The organism is Mycobacterium sp. E183 (assembly GCF_001667735.1).
Taxonomy (GTDB): Bacteria; Actinomycetota; Actinomycetes; order Mycobacteriales; family Mycobacteriaceae; genus Mycobacterium.
In genome coordinates this window covers 1-19,900 of sequence record NZ_LZJN01000082.1, presented here as the reverse complement: position 1 = coordinate 19,900, position 19,900 = coordinate 1, and the positions used below count along the sequence as shown (strand labels likewise).

The window sequence follows — 19,900 nt, the reverse complement described above, 5'->3', positions numbered from 1 at the left end:
GGAGGATCTATGGCGCAGGGCAAAAGACGCCGCAGCCACCGCAGTTCCGGTGCCGCGGCAGGGTTAACCGGGCCCCCATCCGCGTCGTGCCTGCATAGCGTCGATACCCATCCCCCCACCCGCCAAGACACCGCATCCGTGTGGAGCCGCCGGCGCGTGCTGCTGCTGAATTCCACCTACGAGCCGCTGACCGCCCTGCCGATGCGCCGGGCCATCGTGATGGTGATCTGCGGCAAGGCCGACGTGGTCCACCACGACCCGGCGGGGCCGGTGATCCACTCGGCCACCAGCTCGATCCTGGTGCCCTCGGTGATCCAGCTGCGGTCCTATGTGCGCGTCCCCTACCGCGCCCGGGTCCCGATGACCCGCGCCGCGCTGATGCACCGCGACCGGTTCTCCTGCGCCTACTGCGGGGCCAAGGCCGACACGGTCGATCACGTGGTGCCCCGCAGCCGCGGTGGCGACCACTCCTGGGAGAACTGCGTCGCGTGCTGCTCGACGTGCAACCACCGCAAGGGCGACAAGCTGCTGACCGAACTCGGCTGGGTGCTGCGCCGTACGCCGCTGCCGCCGACGGGGCAGCACTGGCGGCTGCTCTCGACGGTCAAGGAGCTCGATCCGGCCTGGGCGCGTTACCTCGGCGAAGGCGCGGCCTGACCAATCTCGTGTCCGAGTGTGCCGACGAATCACCGCGTGAGATACGGTTTTCGTCGTGAGCCTTTTGCAGATTCACCTGTACTTCATCGGGATACCGTTGCTGCTGGTGGTCGTCCTGGCGCTGCTGATCTGGTCTCGCAAGGGACCGCACCCGGCGACCTACAAGCTGGGGGAGAAGTGGACCCACCCGCCGATTTTGTGGGCGGCCACGGACGAAGACGTCGGCCACGCTCACGGCGGGCACGGCGGACATGAATTCGCAGTCGGAGGTGGCGCCAGTGGCACGTGGTGAGTTAGCGACGATCGAGCCCGACGAGCTGCCCAACGGCTGGGTGATCACCACCAGCGGGCGCCTTTCCGGGGTGACCGAGCCGGGCGAGCTGTCGGTTCATTTCCCCTTCCCGACCAAGGACCTCGTCGCCATCGATGACGCCCTTAAGTTCGGCTCGCGGGCGTCGAAGGCTCGGTTCGCCATCTACCTCGGCGACCTGGGCAACGACACCGCCGCCCGCGCGCGCGAGATCCTGGCCAAGGTGCCCACGCCGGACGACGCCGTGCTGCTGGCGGTCTCGCCCGACCAGAAGGTCATCGAGGTCGTCTACGGCTCGCAGGTCCGCGGCCGCGGCGCCGAGTCGTCGGCGCCGCTGGGGGTCGCCGCCGCGACCTCGGCGTTCCAGCGCGGTGACCTGGTCGACGGCCTGGTCAGCGCGATCCGCGTCATGAGCGCGGGGATCTCCCCGGCCTAGCGCGGCGTAGCCGGGCGTGGCGGGTCGCCACCGTTTGGTCTAGTGGCGATCGCGAGCGCGGCGTAGCCGGGCGTGGCGGGTCGCCACCATCCGGTCTAGTCCGCCGCGTCGAACGTGCGCGCCCGCAGGGCCCGCTTCACACCGGCCTGGCCTTCGAGGACCAGCCGCCGCAACGCGGGCGGCACCTCCGGGTCGGACAGGAACTTGTCGGCGGCCGCGATGCCGGCCTCGCTGATGTTCCAGTGCGGGTACAGGCCGATCACCACCGTTTGCGCGACTTCGCTGGACCGCCGCGCCCACACGCCCGGGATCGCCGCGAAGTAGCGATCCGTGAACGGTGCGAGCAGATCCTGCTGACCCGATGGGGCGAAGCCCGCGATGATGGCGCGGGCCGTGATGTTGGCCAGGGTGTCGTCCTCGATCACCGTCGTCCAGGCCTGCTCCTTGACCTCAGGTTGCGGTCGCGCCGTCGCCGCCTGGGCGCCGTGGCGCTTGCCGGCGGCGGTGGGGTCGCGCTGCACCTCCGCGTCGATGAAGGGCGTCGCGGGCCCGTCGGCGTCGATCTCGCCGGCGCTGGCGAGCGCGGTGACGATGCGCCACCGCAGGTCGGTGTCGATCTCGAGGCCGGCCAATCCGAGATCCGCCGGGTCGTGGTCGAGCAGGTCCGCCAGCGTCACGACGTGCCGGGTCGACAGCACCGACGAGCACAGGGTGTTGACGAACGCGAGCTGATGATCCGAGCCGGGCTCGGCGGCGCGGGCCAGCTCCAGCAGCCGGTCGGCGAACTGCGGCCACCCGTGTTCGTGTGCCCAGGCCGGCTCGGCGTAGGAGGCCAGCGCCGTCTGGGCCTGCAGCAGCAGCCGCTGCGCCACCCCCACCTCGGTTTCGGCGTGCACGCCACCCGAAACCAGGGCCACGAAGTCGCGGGCGCGCAGTTCGGCCTCGCGCGTCATCTCCCACGCCGCCGACCACACCAGCGAACGCGGCAGCGGCTCGGCGATGTCGGCGATCCGCGCCAGCGCGGTCTGCAGCGACTCGCCGTCCAGCCGCAGCGAGCAATACGTCAGATCGTCATCGTTGACCAGGACCAGCTGACCGCGTGAAACGCCAACCAGCGCAGGCACTTCCGTGACGGCATCTTCGACGTCGAGCTCTTCCCGCCGCACGCGCACCAGCTTGCCGGCCCCGTCGTCGTCGTAGATCCCGATCGCCAGCCGGTGCACCCGCGTCTCGCCGGCCCCCGGGGCGGCGCCACTCTGGGTCACCGCGAACCGGGAGAACCTGCCGTCGGCGTCGACGTCGAAATCCGGCCGCAGCGTGTTCAGGCCGGTCGTCTTCAACCACTGCTGGCCCCAGTCGGACAGGTCGCGGCCCGACGCCTTCTCGAGCGCGGCGACCAGGTCGTCGAAGGTCGCGTTGCCGAACGCGTGGCTACGGAAATAGTCGCGCAACCCCGCCAGGAAATGCTCCAGCCCGACGTAGGCGACGAGCTGCTTGAGCACGGAGGCGCCCTTGGCATAGGTGATGCCGTCGAAGTTCACCTCGACCGCGGCCAGGTCGGGGATGTCGGCGGCGATCGGATGCGTCGACGGCAACTGGTCCTGGCGATACGCCCACGACTTCTCGACGGTCGCGAAAGTCGTCCAGGCCTCGGTGAATTCGGTGGCCTCCGCCTGGCAGAGCACCGACGCGAACGTCGCGAACGACTCGTTGAGCCACAGGTCGTCCCACCAGGTCATGGTGACCAGGTCCCCGAACCACATGTGCGCCATCTCGTGCAGCACCGTCTCGGCGCGCCGCTCGTAGGAGGCCCGGGTGACCTTGCTGCGAAAGACGTAGTCCTCCAGGAAGGTCACCGCGCCCGCGTTTTCCATTGCGCCGGCGTTGAATTCGGGAACGAAGAGCTGGTCGTATTTGCCGAACGCGTACGGTAGCCCAAAGTTCTTGTGGTAGAAGCTAAATCCCTGTTTGGTCTGGGTAAAGAGCCGCTCGGCGTCCATGTGGCGCGCCAGGGACTCCCGGCAGAAGATGCCCAGCGGGATCTCCCCGTGTTCGTCGGTGTAGGTGTCGTTCCATTCGGCGTACGGGCCGGCGATCAAGGCCACCAGGTAGGTGCTCATCCGCGGGGTGGTGGCGAAGGTGTGCGTGCCGTCCTCCACAGACACCGTCGCGCCGTTGGAGATCACCTTCCAGTGTGAGGGCGCGGTCACCCGCAGTTCGAACGTGGCCTTCAGGTCGGGCTGGTCGAAGCACGCGAACATCCGCTTGGCATCGGCGGTCTCGAACTGCGAGTACAGGTACGTTTCGTCGTCGACCGGGTCGACGAAGCGGTGCAGGCCCTCGCCAGTATTGGAGTAGCGGCAGTCCGCGTCGACCTCCAGGACATTGCGCTTCTGCAGGCCGAGCAACGGGATGCCCGTCGATTCGTCGTATCCCGACACGTCGAGCTCGTGGCCGTTGAGAGTGGCGGCGCGCACCGTCTCGGCCGCGAGGTCGATATAGGTGTCGGCGCCGGGCAGCGCGTCGAACACCACCGTGGTAATGGATCGGAACGTGCGGTCGCCGGGTGCGCCGTTGCCGTCGGTCACGTCAAGGTCGATCCGGTAGCTGTCGACGGTGATCAGGGCGGCGCGCTCGACGGCCTGGTCCCGAGTCAGATTAGGAAGGGCCACGCGTCCAACTTACGTCCCCCGGCCTCATCTCGGGCACTGCGGGAACAGGGGCGGGGCGCCTACGGTTGTGCTGGACGGTGTGTTGACCGACGAGAGGATTGCGCTATGCCTGACAACGCTGCCGGGAAAGACCAAGCCGATTTCTGGTTCGATCCGCTGTGCCCGTGGTGCTGGATCACGTCGCGCTGGATCCTCGAGGTGGAGAAGGTTCGCAACATCGACGTGCACTTCCACGTCATGAGCCTCGCGATTCTCAACGAGAACCGCGAAGGGCTGCCTGACAAGTACCGCGAGATGATGAAGCACGCCTGGGGTCCGGTGCGGGTGGCGATCGCCGCCGAGCAGGCCCACGGGGCCGGAGTCCTGGACCCGCTGTACACGGCGATGGGCACCCGGATTCACAACGAGGACAACAAGAACCTCGAAGAGGTCATCAAGCTGTCGCTGGCCGACGCCGGCCTGCCGGCGGAACTCGCCGAGGCCGCCACCAGCGACGCCTACGACGACGCCCTGCGCAAGAGCCACCACGCCGGCATGGACGCGGTCGGTGACGACGTCGGCACGCCGACCATTCACGTCAACGGTGTGGCGTTCTTCGGCCCGGTGCTCTCGAAGATCCCGCGCGGCGAGGAGGCCGGCAAGCTGTGGGACGCGTCGGTGACCTTCGCGTCCTACCCGCACTTCTTCGAACTCAAGCGGACCCGCACCGAGAAGCCCGAATTCGACTAGGTCGTCGGGCGGCGACCCGCCGCGCCCGGCTTCGCCGCGCTTGCGATCGCCGCTGACTGGATGGCGGCGACCCGCCGCGCCCGGCTGTGTAAGGATGGCGGGCATGCGCGTCTACCTCGGCTCTGACCACGCCGGATTCGAGCTCAAGCAGCACATCATCGCCCACCTCCAAGGGGCCGGGCACGAGCCGATCGATTGCGGCGCCTTCACCTATGACGCCGAGGACGACTACCCGGCGTTCTGCATCGCCGCGGCGACCCGAACGGTGGCCGACCCGGACAGCCTGGGCATCGTGCTGGGCGGGTCGGGTAACGGCGAACAGATCGCGGCCAACAAGGTGCCCGGGGCTCGCTGCGCGCTGGCGTGGAGCGTCGAGACGGCGACGCTGGCCCGCGAACACAACAACGCCCAGTTGATCGGCATCGGCGGGCGCATGCACACCGTCGAGGAGGCGTTGGCCATCGTGGACGCCTTCCTGAGCGCGCAATGGTCGAAAGCCGAACGCCACCAACGGCGTATCGACATTCTCGCCGAATACGAGCGCACCCACCAGGCGCCGCCCGTGCCCGGCGCGCCGGCGTAAGCCATGCCCGAAGGGCATACCCTGCACCGGCTGGCCCGGCTGCACCAGCGCCGATTCGGTGGCGCGCCCGTGGCGGTGTCGAGCCCGCAGGGCCGTTTCGTCGACTCGGCCGTGGTGGACGGCCGCGTGCTGCGCCGCACCAGTGTCTGGGGCAAACACCTCTTCCACCACTACGACGGGGGGCCGATCGTGCACGTCCATCTCGGCCTTTACGGCGCCTTCACCGAATGGCCACGCGAGGGGAGGGTCCTCCCGGAACCGGTCGGGCAGGTGCGGATGCGCATGGTCGGCGCGGACTACGGCACCGACTTGCGCGGACCGACCGTCTGCGAGGTGATCGACGAGGGCCAGGTGTCCGACGTGCTCGCCAAGCTCGGCCCCGACCCGTTGCGCAACGACGCCGACCCGTCCTGGGCTTGGAATCGAATTACGAAGTCCCGCAGGCCTATCGGCGCGTTGTTGATGGATCAGACCATCGTCGCGGGCGTGGGCAACGTCTACCGCAACGAGCTGCTCTACCGCCACCACATCGATCCGTTCCGCCCCGGCCGAGACGTCGGCGAAGAAGAATTCGACGCGGCATGGACCGATCTGGTCGCGCTGATGAAGGTCGGCTTACGCCGCGGGAAGATCGTGGTCGTGCGGCCCGAGCACGACCACGGGCCGCCGTCGTATCGGGCCGGGCGGCCCAGGACATACGTGTACCGCCGCGCCGGCGAGGCCTGCCGCGTCTGCGCGGATTCGATCCGTACGGCCGTCTTGGAAGGCCGCAACGTGTTCTGGTGCCCGACCTGCCAGAAGTGACGCGGCCGCAACGGCGGGAATTTCGCACCAAGAAACGTTCGCGTTCACTGTTTAGGGGTGGCGGCCACCGGGGTATTGGTTAGGTTATGAAAACAATTCCTCGTTTGGCCGCAACGGCTCTCGCGATTGGCGGGTTGGGGCTGGCGGGCTTGGGCGTCGCTACTGAAGCGGCAGCGCATCCCGGACCCTTCCCGCAGTGGTGCCCGGGTGAGTTTTGGGATCCGGGCTGGGGCAACAACTGGGACTGGAACAGCTGCCACGACTGGCGCGGGGGGCCACCGGGACCTCCGGGGTGGGGACATCCGGGTCCGCCACCGCCTCCTGGGCCATGGGGCCCACCCGGGCCGCCCGGGCCGCCCGGCTGGCACCCCTGATCCGCGCAACGACGAACGCGCCCTGCCGAACCGGCGGGGCGCGTTTTCACAAGCGTTAGACGACCCCGAGCGCCGCGTAGACCTCGTTGCTTAAGGCGAGGCTGCGCGGGTCAGCGTTGGCCTTGGTGGCGTCGAAGCGGTTCATCACGTACGCGTAGCCGATCCGGTGTTCCAGGTCGACGAAACCGAAGGAGCCGCCCAGCCCGCCGTGGCCGAAGATCCGGGGGTTGGGCCCGTTGACGCACCGTTGATTGAGCATGTATCCCAGCCCCCACCCGTGGTCGGCCACCCGCGGCCCCAGCACCAGATCGGTGTCCAGCCCGCCCTGACATTCCCGCACCAGGTCCATGTGCTCACGGCTGAGCACCTTCTCCTGCGCCAGCACGTTGTAGAACGTCGCCAAGCCCAGGGCCGAGACTTGCCCGTTGGTACCGGGAAACTCGAGTTCGCGCCACAGCCGCAGGTCGTGGGAGCCGAGCTCGTCGTCGGGAGCGAAACCCATCGAGATCGAGAGGGCGGCCTTGGGGTGCTCGGTGAGGCTCGTCGGGTAGCCGGGCGCCTGCGCATCGGCCAGCAGGTCGCGGGCGTGCGGCTTGTTGACGCGTTCGGCGCAGCGCCGTTGTTCGGCCAGCGACAACCCGATATGGACGTCGGCGCCGAACGGTTCGGCGATCTCGGTACGCAGGTATTGGCCGATCGTGCGTCCGGTGACCCGCCGGAAGACCTCGCCGAGGATGAAGCCGAAGGTTGTCATGTGGTAGCCCTGGGCGGTGCCGGGCTCCCAATACGGTTCGGCGGCGGCCAGCTGTGCGCAGACGAAGTCCCAGTCGGCGACGTCCTCCCAGCGCAGGCGGGTGCGGGGGCCGATCACGCCCGAGCGATGGCTCATCACCATCGCCAGCGTGATGTCCTGTTTGCCCGCCTGCCCGAACTCGGGCCAGTACTGGGCCACCGGGGCCTGCAGGTCCAGTTCGCCGCGGTCGGCCAGCTGGTGGACGCAGGTGGCCGACAGGCCCTTGGTGCCGGACAACACCGTGGTCAGGGTGTCCTGCCGCCAGGGTCGCGTGTGGGCGGCGTCGGCCCAGCCGCCCCACAGATTGACGACGAGCGTGCCGTCGACCCACACGGCGACGGCCGCGCCGACTTCATCACCGACTGTGAAATTCCGCTCGAACGCGTTGCGCACTCCAACGAATTCCGGCGCGCATGACCCCTGGATTGCCGCGGCCGTTTCGAGGTCGCTCATGGCGCCTTTCTTAGGAGCAGATCCTTAATCCAGAGCGGGCGACGGGAATCGAACCCGCGTAGCTAGTTTGGAAGACTAGGGCTCTACCATTGAGCTACGCCCGCATGTGTTAGTCGAGCGTGACTGTAGCTGTCGACGAAGATCAAATCTAATCGACGCGGTCTTGTGATCGCTCCGTGAGGGTCTGCGACGTCGTCGCGAAGCCTGTGGCCAACCCGGCCCTACGGGGCCTTAGGATCATCGAGGTCAGCGCGGGGTGTAGCGCAGCTTGGTAGCGCATCCGCTTTGGGAGCGGAAGGCCGCAGGTTCAAATCCTGTCACCCCGACCAGCACGACCACTGCCGCATGCACACGGCCACCGAACGCCAGGAACGACCACCGAGGAGCGCCCCCGTGAAGAGCACCGTCGAGCAGCTGAGCCCCACCCGGGTCCGCATCAACGTGGAGGTGCCGTTCGCCGAACTCGAGCCCGACTTCCAGCGCGCCTACCGGGAGCTGGCCAAGCAGGTGCGCCTGCCCGGCTTCCGCCCCGGCAAGGCGCCGGCGAAGTTGCTGGAGGCCCGGTTCGGCCGCGAGGCGCTGCTCGACCAGGTCGTCAACGAGGCGTTGCCCGCGCGGTACGGGCAAGCCGTCGTGGAATCGGAAGTGCAGCCCCTCGGCCAGCCCGAGATCGAGGTCACCAAGAAGGAGTACGGCCAGGAGCTGGCGTTCACCGCCGAGGTCGACGTCCGCCCGAAGATCGAGCTTCCCGACCTGAGCGCGCTGACCATCTCGGTGGATCCGGTCGAGGTCAGTGACGACGACGTCGACGCCGAATTGGAGTCGCTGCGCGCCCGCTTCGGCACCCTGACCGGGGTCGACCGGCCCGTCGCCGACGGCGATTTCGTCTCGATCGACCTGTCGGCCACCATCGACGGCGAAGAGGTGCCGGGGGCGTCCGCCGAGGGCCTGTCCCACGAGGTGGGTTCGGGCCGGCTGATCGCGGGTCTCGACGACGCGCTGATCGGTCTCTCGGTGGACGAGTCCCGGGAGTTCACCGCGCAGCTGGCGGCCGGCGAGCACGCCGGGCAGGACGCCCAGGTGAGGGTCACCGTCAAGTCGATCAAGCAGCGCGAGCTCCCCGAGCCCGACGACGAGTTCGCCCAATTGGCGAGCGAGTTCGACACCATCGAGGAGCTGCGTTCCAACCTGCGCGACCAGGTCGCACGGGTGAAGCGCGCCCAGCAGGCCGACGAGATCCGCAACGCCGCTCTGGACACGCTCCTCGAGCAGGTCGACGTGCCGCTTCCCGAGGCGATCGTGCAGGCGCAATACGACAGCACGATTCACGGCGCGTTGCACGGCCTCGACCACGACGATGCCAGGCTGGACGAGGCGCTCGCGGGCCAGGGCAAGACGCGCGAAGAGTTCGAGAGCGAGACGCGCACCGCGGCGGAGACCGACGTCCGCAGGCAGCTTCTGCTGGACGCGCTGGCCGACGAGCTCGAGGTGCAGGTGGGCCAGGACGACCTGACCGAGCGGTTGGTGGCGACGTCTCGGCAGTACGGCATCGAGCCGCAGCAGTTGCTGGGCTACCTGCAGGAGAACAACCAGCTGCCGGCGATGTTCGCCGACGTGCGCCGCGGGCTGGCCATCGCCGAAGTGGTGCGCGCGGCGACGGTCACCGACACCAAGGGCGACACCATCGACACCGACGAGTTCTTCGGGAAGCGTTCGGAGGCCGACGCAGCTGAGCCGGCCGGCGAGGCGGAGGAGGCCGAGGACGCCGACGAGGCGTTGGAAACCGAAGGCTCCGACGACGAGGCGGAGTGACCGGGTCTTGACGCTGTGAGCGAAAGCGCCCGATTGAGGGGGAGCGTGGGCGCGAAACAGTGGGCCCGGTTGGTTAGTGTCGGTGAATAGAAGAACTCGAGAAAGCAGGTAACCCAGTCGTGTCTGACATGCGTTCGCCCTCGCAGGGGCTCAACCTCACGGACTCGGTCTATGAGCGCTTGCTCTCCGAGCGCATCATCTTCCTGGGTTCGGAGGTGAACGACGAGGTCGCCAACCGGCTGTGCGCGCAGATCCTGTTGCTCGCCGCCGAGGACGCCGACAAGGACATCTCGCTGTACATCAACTCGCCGGGCGGATCGATCAGCGCCGGCATGGCGATCTACGACACCATGGTGCTGGCTCCTTGCGACATCGCCACCTATGCGATGGGCATGGCGGCCTCGATGGGCGAGTTCCTCCTCGCGGCCGGCACCAAGGGCAAGCGCTACGCGCTTCCGCACGCGCGCATCCTGATGCACCAGCCCCTGGGCGGGGTGACGGGCAGCGCGGCCGACATCGCCATCCAGGCCGAGCAGTTCCACGTCATCAAGAAGGAAATGTTCCGGCTGAACGCCGAATTCACCGGGCAGACGATCGAACGCATCGAGGCCGATTCCGACCGCGACCGCTGGTTCACCGCCCAGGAGGCCCTCGAATACGGATTCGTCGACCACATCATCACCCGCGCCAGCCACATCACCAACGGAGAAGCCCAGTGAGCACCCAGCACCCCATCCAGCCGCAGGCGCGCTACATCCTGCCGTCGTTCATCGAGCACTCGAGCTTCGGCGTCAAAGAGTCCAACCCGTACAACAAGCTGTTCGAGGAGCGCATCATCTTCCTCGGCGTCCAGGTCGACGACGCTTCGGCGAACGACATCATGGCGCAGCTGCTCGTGTTGGAGTCGCTGGACCCCGACCGCGACATCACCATGTACATCAACTCGCCCGGCGGGGGCTTCACCTCGCTGATGGCGATCTACGACACCATGCAGTACGTGCGCGCCGACATTCAGACGGTGTGCCTGGGCCAGGCCGCCTCGGCCGCGGCGGTGCTGCTGGCCGCGGGGACTCCCGGCAAGCGGATGGCGCTGCCCAACGCTCGGGTGTTGATCCACCAGCCGTCGCTTCAGGGTGTGATCCAGGGCCAGTTCTCCGACCTGGAGATCCAGGCCGCCGAGATCGAGCGGATGCGCACGCTGATGGAGACCACGCTGGCCCGCCACACCGGCAAGGACGCCGCGACGGTCCGCAAGGACACCGACCGCGACAAGATCCTGACCGCCGAAGAGGCCAAGGACTACGGGATCATCGACACCGTGCTGGAGTACCGGAAGCTCTCCGCGCAGACCGCCTAAGTCTCCTCGGCGAACGTGCTCTCATGGCGAGATTTCAGCCGATTTACCGCCCTCAGAGCACGCTCGGCGAACCTCGGCGATGTCGGCCGGCCCGACCCGGCAGCAGCCACCGATGATGCTCGTCCCGGCCGCAAGCCATTGCGTGGCGAGCGCCGCGGAGAAGGTCCGCGGCCCCGCCCAGCCCCGTCCGTCCCAACGCTCGCCGCTGTTCGGGTAGACGATCACCGGCTTGGCGGCCGCCGCCGTGGCGATCTCGATCGCGGGCAGGACGTCCGCGGGTGCACAGCAGTTGATGCCGACCGCGACGATCTCCGGCACCCCGGCGGCGACCGCGAACGCCTCCGCCAGCGGTTGGCCGGCCCGGGTCCTGGTGCCATCGATGGTGTAGCTCAGCCAGGACGGCGCGCCGACCGAGGCGACCAGGTCGACCAGTGCCTCGGCCTCGTCGACGTCGGGCACGGTCTCGCACGCCAACAGGTCGGCGCCCGAGTCGGCCAGCACTTCCAGCCGGGGCCGGTGCCATCGCCGCAAAGCCGCCACCGACAGCCCGTAGCGCCCACGGTATTCCGATCCGTCGGCCAGCGCCGCGCCGTACGGCCCGACCGAAGCGGCGACGAGCAGCCCGCCGGCGCCCACCTCGTCACGGGCGGTCTTCGCCAGGTCAACGCTGCGGCGCAGCAGCCCGGCGGCCTCGTCCCGGTCGATCCCGCGGGACGCGAAGCCCTCGAACGACGCCTGATAGCTCGCCGTCGTCGCGATCGCGGCGCCGGCCCGGTAATAGCCGGCGTGCACGGCGACGATCTCGCGGGGATCGTCCGCCAACAACCTCGCCGACCACAATGCGTCGGAGAGGTCGTGACCGCGCGCCTGCAGCTCCGTGGCCAAGCCACCATCGCTGATCACTACCGATCCGCTGATCAGAGCCAATCCCACCCGGCCACTGTAGGGTGATTTCTTGGGGATCTGCCCGGGCTTCGCCGGGGCCGGCATCTCCAGCGGAAGTGGGAATCGGTCGGCGCACCAGCCTCGGTCGGGTAACGACCGCGACACGCCAAAGACACGCAAAGCGCGTCTTTCGCGAGTGACGGGCGCCGTCTGGCTATATGTTTCATCAAGACGAACATGCATGAATACCACCGACGCGATTCGGCCCTAATGGTCGCGTCGGGCCCGATCTAGCGGGTAGCGTCGGGGGATACATGCGGCACAGCTAGACGAACGGCGAAAAGGAAGTAGGCCCTCAGCACCATGGCGCGCATCGGAGACGGCGGTGACCTGCTGAAGTGCTCGTTCTGCGGGAAGAGCCAAAAGCAGGTCAAGAAGCTCATTGCTGGTCCCGGTGTGTACATCTGCGATGAGTGCATCGACCTCTGCAACGAGATCATCGAAGAGGAGCTCGCCGACGCCGACGACGTCAAACTCGACGAACTGCCCAAGCCCGTTGAAATCCGGGAGTTCTTGGAGGGCTATGTCATTGGGCAGGACACCGCCAAGCGGACGCTGGCCGTCGCCGTCTACAACCACTACAAGCGGATCCAGGCGGGGGAGAAGGGTCGTGACTCCCGGCACGAGCCGGTCGAGCTGACCAAGTCCAACATCCTGATGCTCGGCCCCACCGGCTGCGGCAAGACCTACCTGGCCCAGACGCTCGCCAAGATGCTCAATGTGCCGTTCGCCATCGCCGACGCCACCGCGCTGACCGAAGCCGGATACGTCGGTGAGGACGTGGAAAACATTCTGCTCAAACTCATTCAGGCCGCCGACTACGACGTCAAGCGGGCCGAAACCGGCATCATCTACATCGACGAGGTGGACAAGATCGCCCGCAAGAGCGAGAACCCGTCGATCACCCGCGACGTCTCCGGTGAGGGCGTGCAGCAGGCGCTGCTGAAGATCCTGGAGGGCACGCAGGCGTCGGTGCCCCCGCAGGGCGGCCGCAAGCACCCGCACCAGGAGTTCATCCAGATCGACACGACCAACGTGCTGTTCATCGTCGCTGGGGCGTTCGCCGGCCTGGAGAAGATCATCTACGAACGCGTCGGCAAGCGCGGCCTGGGCTTCGGCGCCGAGGTGCGCTCGAAGGCGGAGATCGACACCACCGACCACTTCGCCGAGGTCATGCCCGAAGACTTGATCAAGTTCGGCCTGATCCCAGAGTTCATCGGGCGGTTGCCGGTGGTTGCCTCGGTGACCAACCTGGACCGCGAATCGCTGGTCAAGATCCTGTCCGAACCGAAGAACGCTCTGGTCAAGCAGTACACCCGGCTGTTCGAGATGGACGGCGTCGAGCTTGAGTTCACCGACGACGCGCTGGAGGCGATCGCCGATCAGGCCATCCACCGCGGCACCGGGGCCCGCGGCCTGCGGGCCATCATGGAAGAGGTCCTGCTGCCGGTGATGTATGACATCCCGAGCCGCGACGACGTCGCCAAAGTCGTGGTGACCAAGGAGACCGTGCAGGACAACGTGCTGCCGACGATCGTGCCGCGCAAGCCGTCACGCACCGAGCGCCGCGACAAGAGCGCCTAACGCCTTGCGGTCGACCGGCCGCGCATTTGGGTACTAGATCCCCATGCCGGCCGCCGCTGAGACCGACAGCCCCGTACCGCGCCGGCTTACTCGTGCGCTGGACCTGCTCAACTTCCTGCTCGCCGACGTGCGTGACGGGCTGGGTCCCTATCTCTCGATTTATCTGCTGCTGGCTCACCATTGGGACCAGGCGTCGATCGGCTTCGTCATGGCGGTCGGGGGGATCGGGGCGATCGTCGCGCAGGCACCGGCCGGCGCGTTGGTGGACCGGAGCACCGCCAAGCGGGCGCTGATCATCGGCGGCGCGTTGACCGTCACCGCAGGTTCGTTGGCCATGCCGTTGTTTCCCGGCCGGTACTCCATCTCGGTGCTGCAAGCCGTGACCGGCATCGCCGGCTCGGTCTTCGCCCCGGCGCTGGCCGCCATCACGCTGGGCGTCGTGGGGCCCCGGTTCTTCTCCCGCCGGATCGGGCGCAACGAGTCGTTCAACCACGCGGGCAACGCGTCGGCCGCCGCCATCACCGGCGGTCTGGCCTACTTTTTCGGGCCGGTGGTGGTGTTCTGGGTGCTTGCGGTCATGGCGGCCACCAGTGTGCTTGCCGCGCTGAGGATTCCGGGTGACGCGATCGACCACGACGTCGCCCGGGGCATGGACCACGTGCGGGGAGCCCCGCACGAGACGCCGTCCCGGATGGCGGCATTGCTGCACAACCGCAGGCTGATGATCTTCGCCGCGACCGTCGTCGCCTTCCACTTCGCCAATGCGGCGATGCTGCCACTGGTAGGCCAGCTGCTGGCGCTGCACAACAGGGACGTCGGCACGGCGCTGATGGCCGGCTGCATCGTCGCCGCGCAGGTGGTCATGGTGCCGGTGGCCTATCTGGCCGGGGCCAAGGCCGATTCGTGGGGACGCAAGCCGATCTTCCTGACCGGTTTCGCGGTCCTGGCCGCGCGTGGATTCCTCTACACCCTGTCTCCAAACCCGTACTGGTTGGTCGGGGTGCAACTGCTGGACGGCGTCGGGGCCGGCGTGTTCGGGGCGCTGTTTCCCCTCGTAGTCCAGGACGTCACGCACGGCAGCGGCCGGTTCAACGTCAGCCTGGGCGCGGTGACCGCCGCGACCGGGATCGGCGCCTCGGTGTCGAACCTCGTCGCGGGCTGGATCGTGGTGGCCGCCGGCTACAACGCCGCCTTCGCCTTCCTGGGAACGCTCGCGGCGGCGGGCCTGATTTTGTACCTGGTCGCGATGCCGGAAACGGCGCCAAGGGAACTCGGTGTCGGCGCCCCGCCGACGTGACCAATAACACAGTTTTTGACCTGAGGCATACCATTCCCGCCCTGACTTCGGCTTTTTACACTGAAGCATTCATCTGTAATGCACCAGAGACGCTCATACACCCCTTAGAGAAGTGCCATAATTGGTACTTGCAGTGACACACAGCTTGAGGGCGCGGGACGCCACTCTTTTGGCGCGTAACCTAAAACTCCAGCGAAGTGCCTATCCGGTAACGAATGGAAGGCGGATACGTGGATCCGAACGGCAGCGGAGCCGGGTCTGATTCTCACAACGAGTCGTCCCGGGGAGGGGCCGCTCGCCGGAACGGATCCGACCGTCAGCGCCTGGAACAAGTCGTCATTCGCTTCGCCGGGGACTCCGGCGACGGCATGCAGCTCACCGGCGACCGGTTCACGTCCGAGGCAGCGCTTTTCGGTAACGACCTGGCGACCCAGCCCAACTACCCCGCCGAAATCCGTGCCCCCGCAGGGACCCTGCCCGGGGTCTCCTCCTTCCAGATCCAGATTGCCGACTACGACATCCTGACCGCCGGTGACCGCCCGGACGTGCTCGTCGCGATGAACCCGGCGGCGCTCAAGGCCAACCTCGGCGATCTGCCCCGCGGCGGCATGGTGATCGCGAACTCCGACGAGTTCACCAAGCGCAACCTGACCAAGGTGGGTTACGTAACGAATCCGCTCGAGTCCGACGAGTTGTCCGACTACGTCGTGCATTCCGTCGCCATGACCACCCTGACGCTCGGCGCCGTGGAGGCGATCGGCGCGTCGAAGAAGGACGGCCAGCGCGCCAAGAACATGTTCGCCCTCGGCCTGCTGTCGTGGATGTACGGCCGCCCGATCGAGACCAGCGAGAAGTTCATCCGGGAGAAGTTCGCCCGCAAGCCCGACATCGCGGAAGCCAACGTGTTGGCCCTCAAGGCGGGCTGGAACTACGGCGAGACGACCGAGGCGTTCGGCACCACCTACGAGGTTTCGCGGGCGACGCTGCCGTCCGGCGAATACCGGCAGATCTCGGGCAACACCGCGATGGCCTACGGGATCGTCGCCGCGGGTCAATTGGCCGGCATTCAGGTGGTGCTCGGCAGTTACCCGATCACGCCGGCGTCGGACATCCTGCACGAACTGTCCAAGCACAAGAACTTCAACGTGATCACCTTCCAGGCCGAGGACGAGATCGGCGGCATCTGCGCCGCGATCGGCGCCTCGTATGGCGGTGCCCTCGGGGTCACGAGCACGTCCGGCCCCGGCATTTCGCTGAAGTCCGAAGCGCTGGGCCTTGCGGTGATGACCGAATTGCCGTTGCTGGTCATCGACGTTCAGCGTGGCGGCCCCTCGACGGGCCTGCCCACCAAGACCGAGCAGGCCGACCTGCTGCAGGCGTTGTACGGCCGCAACGGGGAGTCGCCGGTAGCCGTACTGGCGCCGCGCTCGCCGTCCGACTGCTTCGAAACCGCGATCGAGGCCGTGCGGATCGCGGTCTCATACCACACGCCGGTGATCCTGTTGTCTGACGGCGCGATCGCCAATGGCTCGGAGCCATGGCGGATTCCGGACGTCGGCACGCTGCAGCCGATCAAGCACACCTTCGCCAAGCCGGACGAGCCCTTCCAGCCGTACAACCGCGACCCGGAGACGCTCGCTCGCCAATTCGCCGTCCCGGGAACCCCCGGCCTGGAACACCGCATCGGTGGCCTGGAAGCGGCGAATGGTTCGGGCGCCATCTCCTACGAGCCGGTCAACCACGACCTGATGGTTCGGTTGCGGCAGGCCAAGATTGACGGCATCACGGTTCCCGATCTCGAGGTCGACGACCCGACCGGGGACGCCGAGTTGCTGCTGATCGGCTGGGGCAGCTCGTACGGCCCGATCGGTGAAGCCTGTCGGCGCGCGCGGCGCAAGGGCGTCAAGGTGGCACACGCGCACCTGCGCTACCTGAACCCGTTCCCGGCGAACCTGGGCGAGGTGCTGCGGCGCTACCCGATGGTGGTGTGCCCGGAGATGAACCTCGGCCAGCTGGCACTGTTGCTGCGCGGCAAGTACCTGGTCGACGTGCAATCGGTCAGCAAGGTTCAGGGTGTCGCGTTCCTGGCGGACGAGATCGGGCGTGTCATCCGCGCCGCGATCGGCGGCACGCTGGCCGAAATCGAGCAAGACAAGACGATGGTCGCCCGAATGGCGGCGGCAACGGTGGGAGCGGGAGCTAGCGAATGACCGACCTGATGGGAAATCTGGCGGGCACCGACCTCGGGCTGACGCCGAGGTTGAAGAAGAACGACGGCGTGCCCACCACGGACCAGCCGCAGAAGGGCAAGGACTTCACCAGTGATCAAGAGGTCCGCTGGTGCCCCGGCTGCGGTGACTACGTCATCCTCAACACCATTCGCAACTTCCTGCCCGAGCTCGGGCTGCGCCGCGAGAACATCGTGTTCGTCAGCGGCATCGGCTGCTCGAGCCGCTTCCCGTACTACCTGGAGACCTACGGCTTCCACTCCATCCACGGCCGCGCACCGGCGATCGCCACCGGTCTGGCCCTGGCCCGAGAGGACCTGTCGGTGTGGGTGGTCACCGGTGACGGCGACGCGCTGTCGATCGGTGGCAACCACCTGATCCACGCGCTGCGCCGCAACGTCAACATCACGATCCTGTTGTTCAACAACAGGATCTACGGGTTGACCAAGGGCCAGTACTCGCCCACGTCGGAGGTCGGCAAGGTCACCAAGTCGACCCCCATGGGGTCGCTGGACCACCCGTTCAACCCCGTGTCGCTTGCGCTGGGTGCCGAGGCGACGTTCGTCGGCCGCGCCCTGGACTCCGACCGCAACGGGCTCACCGAGGTGTTGCGCGCGGCCGCGGAGCACCGCGGCGCCGCCGTGGTCGAAATCCTGCAGGACTGCCCGATTTTCAACGACGGATCATTCGACGTGCTCCGCAAGGAAGGCGCCGAGGAGCGGGTGATCAACATCCGCCACGGCGAGCCGATCACCTTCGGTGCCGACGGCGAGTACTGCGTGGTGAAGTCCGGCTTCGGCCTCGAGTTCGCCAAGACCGCCGATGTGTCCGTCGACGAAATAATGGTGCACGACGCGCACACCGACGACTCGGCCTACGCGTTCGCGCTGTCCCGGCTGTCCGATCAGAATCTCGATCACACTGTGCTCGGCATCTTCCGGGACGTCAGCCGGCCCACGTACGACGACGCGGCGCGCTCCCAGGTGCAGGCCGCGCGGGCCTCGAAGCCGTTCGACGACGCCGCTCTGCAATCATTGCTGCGTGGCCGCGACACCTGGACCGTCGACTGACGTGAGCGAAACAATCTCCCTGGCCGGGGTTGTCCTGGCCGGCGGCGCCTCGCAACGCATGGGCCGCGACAAGGCCAACCTCCCGATCCCGCCATCCGCTGGATCCGGCTCGACCACGATGGTCGAGCACGTCGTCGGCGTCCTCCAACAGCGTTGCGACCCGGTGCTCGTCATGGCCGCCCAGGGGCAGCCGCTCCCCGAACTGCAGGCTCGGGTGATGCGCGACGAACTGCGTGGGCTGGGGCCGCTGCCGGCGACGGGGCGGGCGCTGCGCGCGGCGGCCGACGCCGGGGCGCGGCTCGCGTTCGTCTGCGCGGTCGACATGCCGTTCCTGGCAGTCGAACTCATCGACGATCTCGCCCGTCGGGCGGTGGAGACCGGCGCGGAAGTGGTGCTGCCGTGGGACGGCCAGGACCACTACCTTGCCGCGGTGTACCGGACCGACCTGGCCGACCGCGTGGACGCGTTGGTGGCCGCCGGCGAGCGCAAGATGCGCGCCCTGGTGGATGCGTCGGACGCCCAGCGCATCGTGACCTCGGAGTCGCGGTCGCTGACCAACGTCAACACCGACGCCGAGCTACGCGCCCTCGCGCAGTCCCGCAGCTGACCCGCAACGCACCGGAGCGGGTGCGCATAACCGGGCGAGAATTCGTGAGTGAATTCGGCATGAGAAGAGCTGCTTTCCGCTTAAACAATTGCTGGGCGATGTGCCGGGTGATGGTATTTGCCATTTTGTGATCTGTTGGGGTGCCGCAGGTTTCGCCATCCAGCGATCCCGCTCGTCGGCTGCGGTTGCAGTTGCGCATTTCCCGCGGGATCGACAGGCCGTACGCCGTGAGCAAATTGGCCGGCTGAACCGGGCGACGGCTTGGTGCCGTCCGGCCATGACGATCACGCGAACACCGTCTGTTTCGAGGCGCGTCCGAGAGGTGTCGAAAACATTTGCGGGAGAACGGAATCAAGGTTTCTCGCGGGGCGCGTGAGTGGGCACGGCGGACGTGCCGTGCGCGCTATTGGAGCGACGCAAGTTAGACCGCAGCACAACGCAATTCATCCGTCGGTGGTGCGCAATGTGTGACGTATTGCACGTAACCCGTTGTAATGTGCGCTGCTTCGCTCCGCGGGGCGAGCTCGTCACGGCTGCGACGGTCCGTACCCACCGGCGCAAATACGTGCGCCAGTTCACAAAATGGGCGTGATTCGGCTCACGATTTGAAAGCATTTGCGATTGCGGGGTACTCGCCGGAATCGCTTTGCTGACCTGCCGAAATGACCTCGGGATTGCGCCGTGATCACCCCGTTACCGAAACGAGATGTCCGGTTTCCGAAGATGACGAACGCGGCTGGTTCTCGTACGGTCCCTGTTAGCCCGCAACGGGTTACGGAACAGTAACTGAAAACAGAATCACGGACCCGCGTGTGAGCGGGGCCGCGGACGGCGAAGTCGCGTCCGTGGCCGGCGGTAACACTCCGCCGGGCGAATCGAGCCCACCGCTGTCGTGCCAGGACAAGCCGGCACGTTCCGAAGCAGGTTTCCGCACCAACCAAAAACCGTCAGCCCACCCCCGTGGGCTTGCTTTGGCGCGCGCGCCCCGCGAAAGGAAAGATATTGAAGAACGTCCGTAAGACGCTCGTTCTTGCCGCGGTCACGGGCACCCTCGTGACCATCCCTTCGGCGACCGCCACCGCGGAGCCGACGGGCTTCGACCCCAACATGGCGCCCGCCGGGGCGCACGCAGCCACCAGCGGAAGCCCGTAGCGGGTGTAGGGGCCGACCGTGGTGATGACGACCTGGG

17 protein-coding genes, 2 tRNA genes and 1 pseudogene are annotated in these 19,900 nt (G+C 67.4%); 15 read left to right on the top strand and 5 right to left on the bottom strand.

The features are described from left to right. Window positions 1-9: 9 nt before the first annotated feature. From A5691_RS08215 to A5691_RS08205, 3 genes are all read left to right on the top strand, one after another. The gene (locus A5691_RS08215; RefSeq protein WP_067891425.1) at window positions 10-657 is read left to right on the top strand and encodes an HNH endonuclease; all 648 of its coding nucleotides are present in this window, start codon (window positions 10-12) and stop codon (window positions 655-657) included. Window positions 658-721: 64 nt separating this feature from the next. Further along, window positions 722-949, top strand: coding sequence for a hypothetical protein (locus A5691_RS08210; RefSeq protein WP_067780943.1), 228 nt, complete (start codon window positions 722-724; stop codon window positions 947-949). Further along, window positions 936-1,403: a DUF5130 domain-containing protein gene (locus A5691_RS08205; protein WP_067749500.1), complete on the top strand. Its 468-nt coding sequence runs from the start codon at window positions 936-938 to the stop codon at window positions 1,401-1,403. The genes A5691_RS08210 and A5691_RS08205 overlap by 14 nt, the downstream gene beginning before the upstream one ends. A 95-nt stretch (window positions 1,404-1,498) precedes the next feature. Here the strand turns inward: A5691_RS08205 and pepN are convergent, their stop codons facing one another. After that, on the bottom strand, window positions 1,499-4,075 hold the full coding sequence (pepN, locus tag A5691_RS08200) for an aminopeptidase N (protein WP_067891422.1): 2,577 nt from the start codon (window positions 4,073-4,075) through the stop codon (window positions 1,499-1,501). 105 nt (window positions 4,076-4,180) lie between these two features. Here pepN and A5691_RS08195 point away from each other — a divergent pair, with 105 nt between their 5' ends. The 3 genes from A5691_RS08195 (at window position 4,181) to A5691_RS08185 (ending at window position 6,191) form a co-directional block, all read left to right on the top strand. Further along, window positions 4,181-4,804 carry a DsbA family protein gene (locus A5691_RS08195; protein ID WP_067891419.1) on the top strand — a complete coding sequence of 208 codons (624 nt, stop codon included), beginning with the start codon at window positions 4,181-4,183 and terminating at the stop codon, window positions 4,802-4,804. A 103-nt stretch (window positions 4,805-4,907) separates the two neighbouring features. After that, the gene (locus tag A5691_RS08190; protein ID WP_067749531.1) at window positions 4,908-5,387 is read left to right on the top strand and encodes a ribose-5-phosphate isomerase; all 480 of its coding nucleotides are present in this window, start codon (window positions 4,908-4,910) and stop codon (window positions 5,385-5,387) included. A 3-nt stretch (window positions 5,388-5,390) separates the two neighbouring features. Beyond that, window positions 5,391-6,191, top strand: coding sequence for an Fpg/Nei family DNA glycosylase (locus A5691_RS08185; protein WP_067891416.1), 801 nt, complete (start codon window positions 5,391-5,393; stop codon window positions 6,189-6,191). Between the two features lie 429 nt (window positions 6,192-6,620). On the opposite strand, the gene A5691_RS08180 is transcribed toward A5691_RS08185, so the two are convergent. Both A5691_RS08180 and A5691_RS08175 read right to left on the bottom strand, forming a co-directional pair. Further along, window positions 6,621-7,811: a serine hydrolase domain-containing protein gene (locus A5691_RS08180; RefSeq protein WP_068016613.1), complete on the bottom strand. Its 1,191-nt coding sequence runs from the start codon at window positions 7,809-7,811 to the stop codon at window positions 6,621-6,623. Window positions 7,812-7,844: 33 nt separating this feature from the next. Beyond that, a tRNA-Gly gene (locus tag A5691_RS08175) sits at window positions 7,845-7,915 on the bottom strand. 148 nt (window positions 7,916-8,063) lie between these two features. On the opposite strand from A5691_RS08175, the gene A5691_RS08170 reads away from it, so the two are divergent. From A5691_RS08170 to clpP2, 4 genes are all read left to right on the top strand, one after another. After that, window positions 8,064-8,140: transfer RNA gene (locus tag A5691_RS08170), tRNA-Pro, on the top strand. A gap of 64 nt (window positions 8,141-8,204) precedes the next feature. Then, window positions 8,205-9,623: a trigger factor gene (tig, locus tag A5691_RS08165; protein ID WP_068016616.1), complete on the top strand. Its 1,419-nt coding sequence runs from the start codon at window positions 8,205-8,207 to the stop codon at window positions 9,621-9,623. 128 nt (window positions 9,624-9,751) lie between these two features. Then, window positions 9,752-10,342 (top strand): ATP-dependent CLP protease proteolytic subunit ClpP1, encoded by a 591-nt coding sequence (clpP1, locus tag A5691_RS08160; RefSeq protein WP_067749511.1) that lies wholly within the window; start codon window positions 9,752-9,754, stop codon window positions 10,340-10,342. Beyond that, a complete protein-coding gene (gene clpP2, locus A5691_RS08155; protein WP_067275408.1) occupies window positions 10,339-10,980 on the top strand; it encodes an ATP-dependent CLP protease proteolytic subunit ClpP2 in 642 nt (213 codons plus the stop codon). The genes clpP1 and clpP2 overlap by 4 nt, the downstream gene beginning before the upstream one ends. A 21-nt stretch (window positions 10,981-11,001) precedes the next feature. Here the strand turns inward: clpP2 and mmuM are convergent, their stop codons facing one another. Continuing rightward, window positions 11,002-11,907, bottom strand: coding sequence for a homocysteine S-methyltransferase (mmuM, locus tag A5691_RS08150; RefSeq protein WP_197694401.1), 906 nt, complete (start codon window positions 11,905-11,907; stop codon window positions 11,002-11,004). 321 nt (window positions 11,908-12,228) lie between these two features. Between mmuM and clpX the strand changes: the two genes are divergently transcribed. The 5 genes from clpX to mobA all read left to right on the top strand — a co-directional run bounded on the left by clpX (window position 12,229) and on the right by mobA (window position 18,711). Beyond that, a complete protein-coding gene (gene clpX, locus A5691_RS08145) occupies window positions 12,229-13,509 on the top strand; it encodes an ATP-dependent Clp protease ATP-binding subunit ClpX (RefSeq protein ID WP_055400128.1) in 1,281 nt (426 codons plus the stop codon). 43 nt (window positions 13,510-13,552) lie between these two features. Beyond that, on the top strand, window positions 13,553-14,806 hold the full coding sequence (locus tag A5691_RS08140) for an MFS transporter (protein WP_067891409.1): 1,254 nt from the start codon (window positions 13,553-13,555) through the stop codon (window positions 14,804-14,806). A 230-nt stretch (window positions 14,807-15,036) separates the two neighbouring features. Continuing rightward, window positions 15,037-17,016 carry a 2-oxoacid:acceptor oxidoreductase subunit alpha gene (locus A5691_RS08135; RefSeq protein ID WP_156675598.1) on the top strand — a complete coding sequence of 660 codons (1,980 nt, stop codon included), beginning with the start codon at window positions 15,037-15,039 and terminating at the stop codon, window positions 17,014-17,016. Continuing rightward, window positions 17,013-18,104 carry a 2-oxoacid:ferredoxin oxidoreductase subunit beta gene (locus A5691_RS08130; RefSeq protein WP_067749518.1) on the top strand — a complete coding sequence of 364 codons (1,092 nt, stop codon included), beginning with the start codon at window positions 17,013-17,015 and terminating at the stop codon, window positions 18,102-18,104. The genes A5691_RS08135 and A5691_RS08130 overlap by 4 nt, the downstream gene beginning before the upstream one ends. A gap of 1 nt (window position 18,105) precedes the next feature. Then, on the top strand, window positions 18,106-18,711 hold the full coding sequence (gene mobA / locus A5691_RS08125; protein WP_067749520.1) for a molybdenum cofactor guanylyltransferase: 606 nt from the start codon (window positions 18,106-18,108) through the stop codon (window positions 18,709-18,711). A 1,112-nt stretch (window positions 18,712-19,823) separates the two neighbouring features. Here the strand turns inward: mobA and A5691_RS28565 are convergent. Then, a pseudogene (locus tag A5691_RS28565) lies at window positions 19,824-19,900 on the bottom strand (hypothetical protein); the annotation flags it as partial.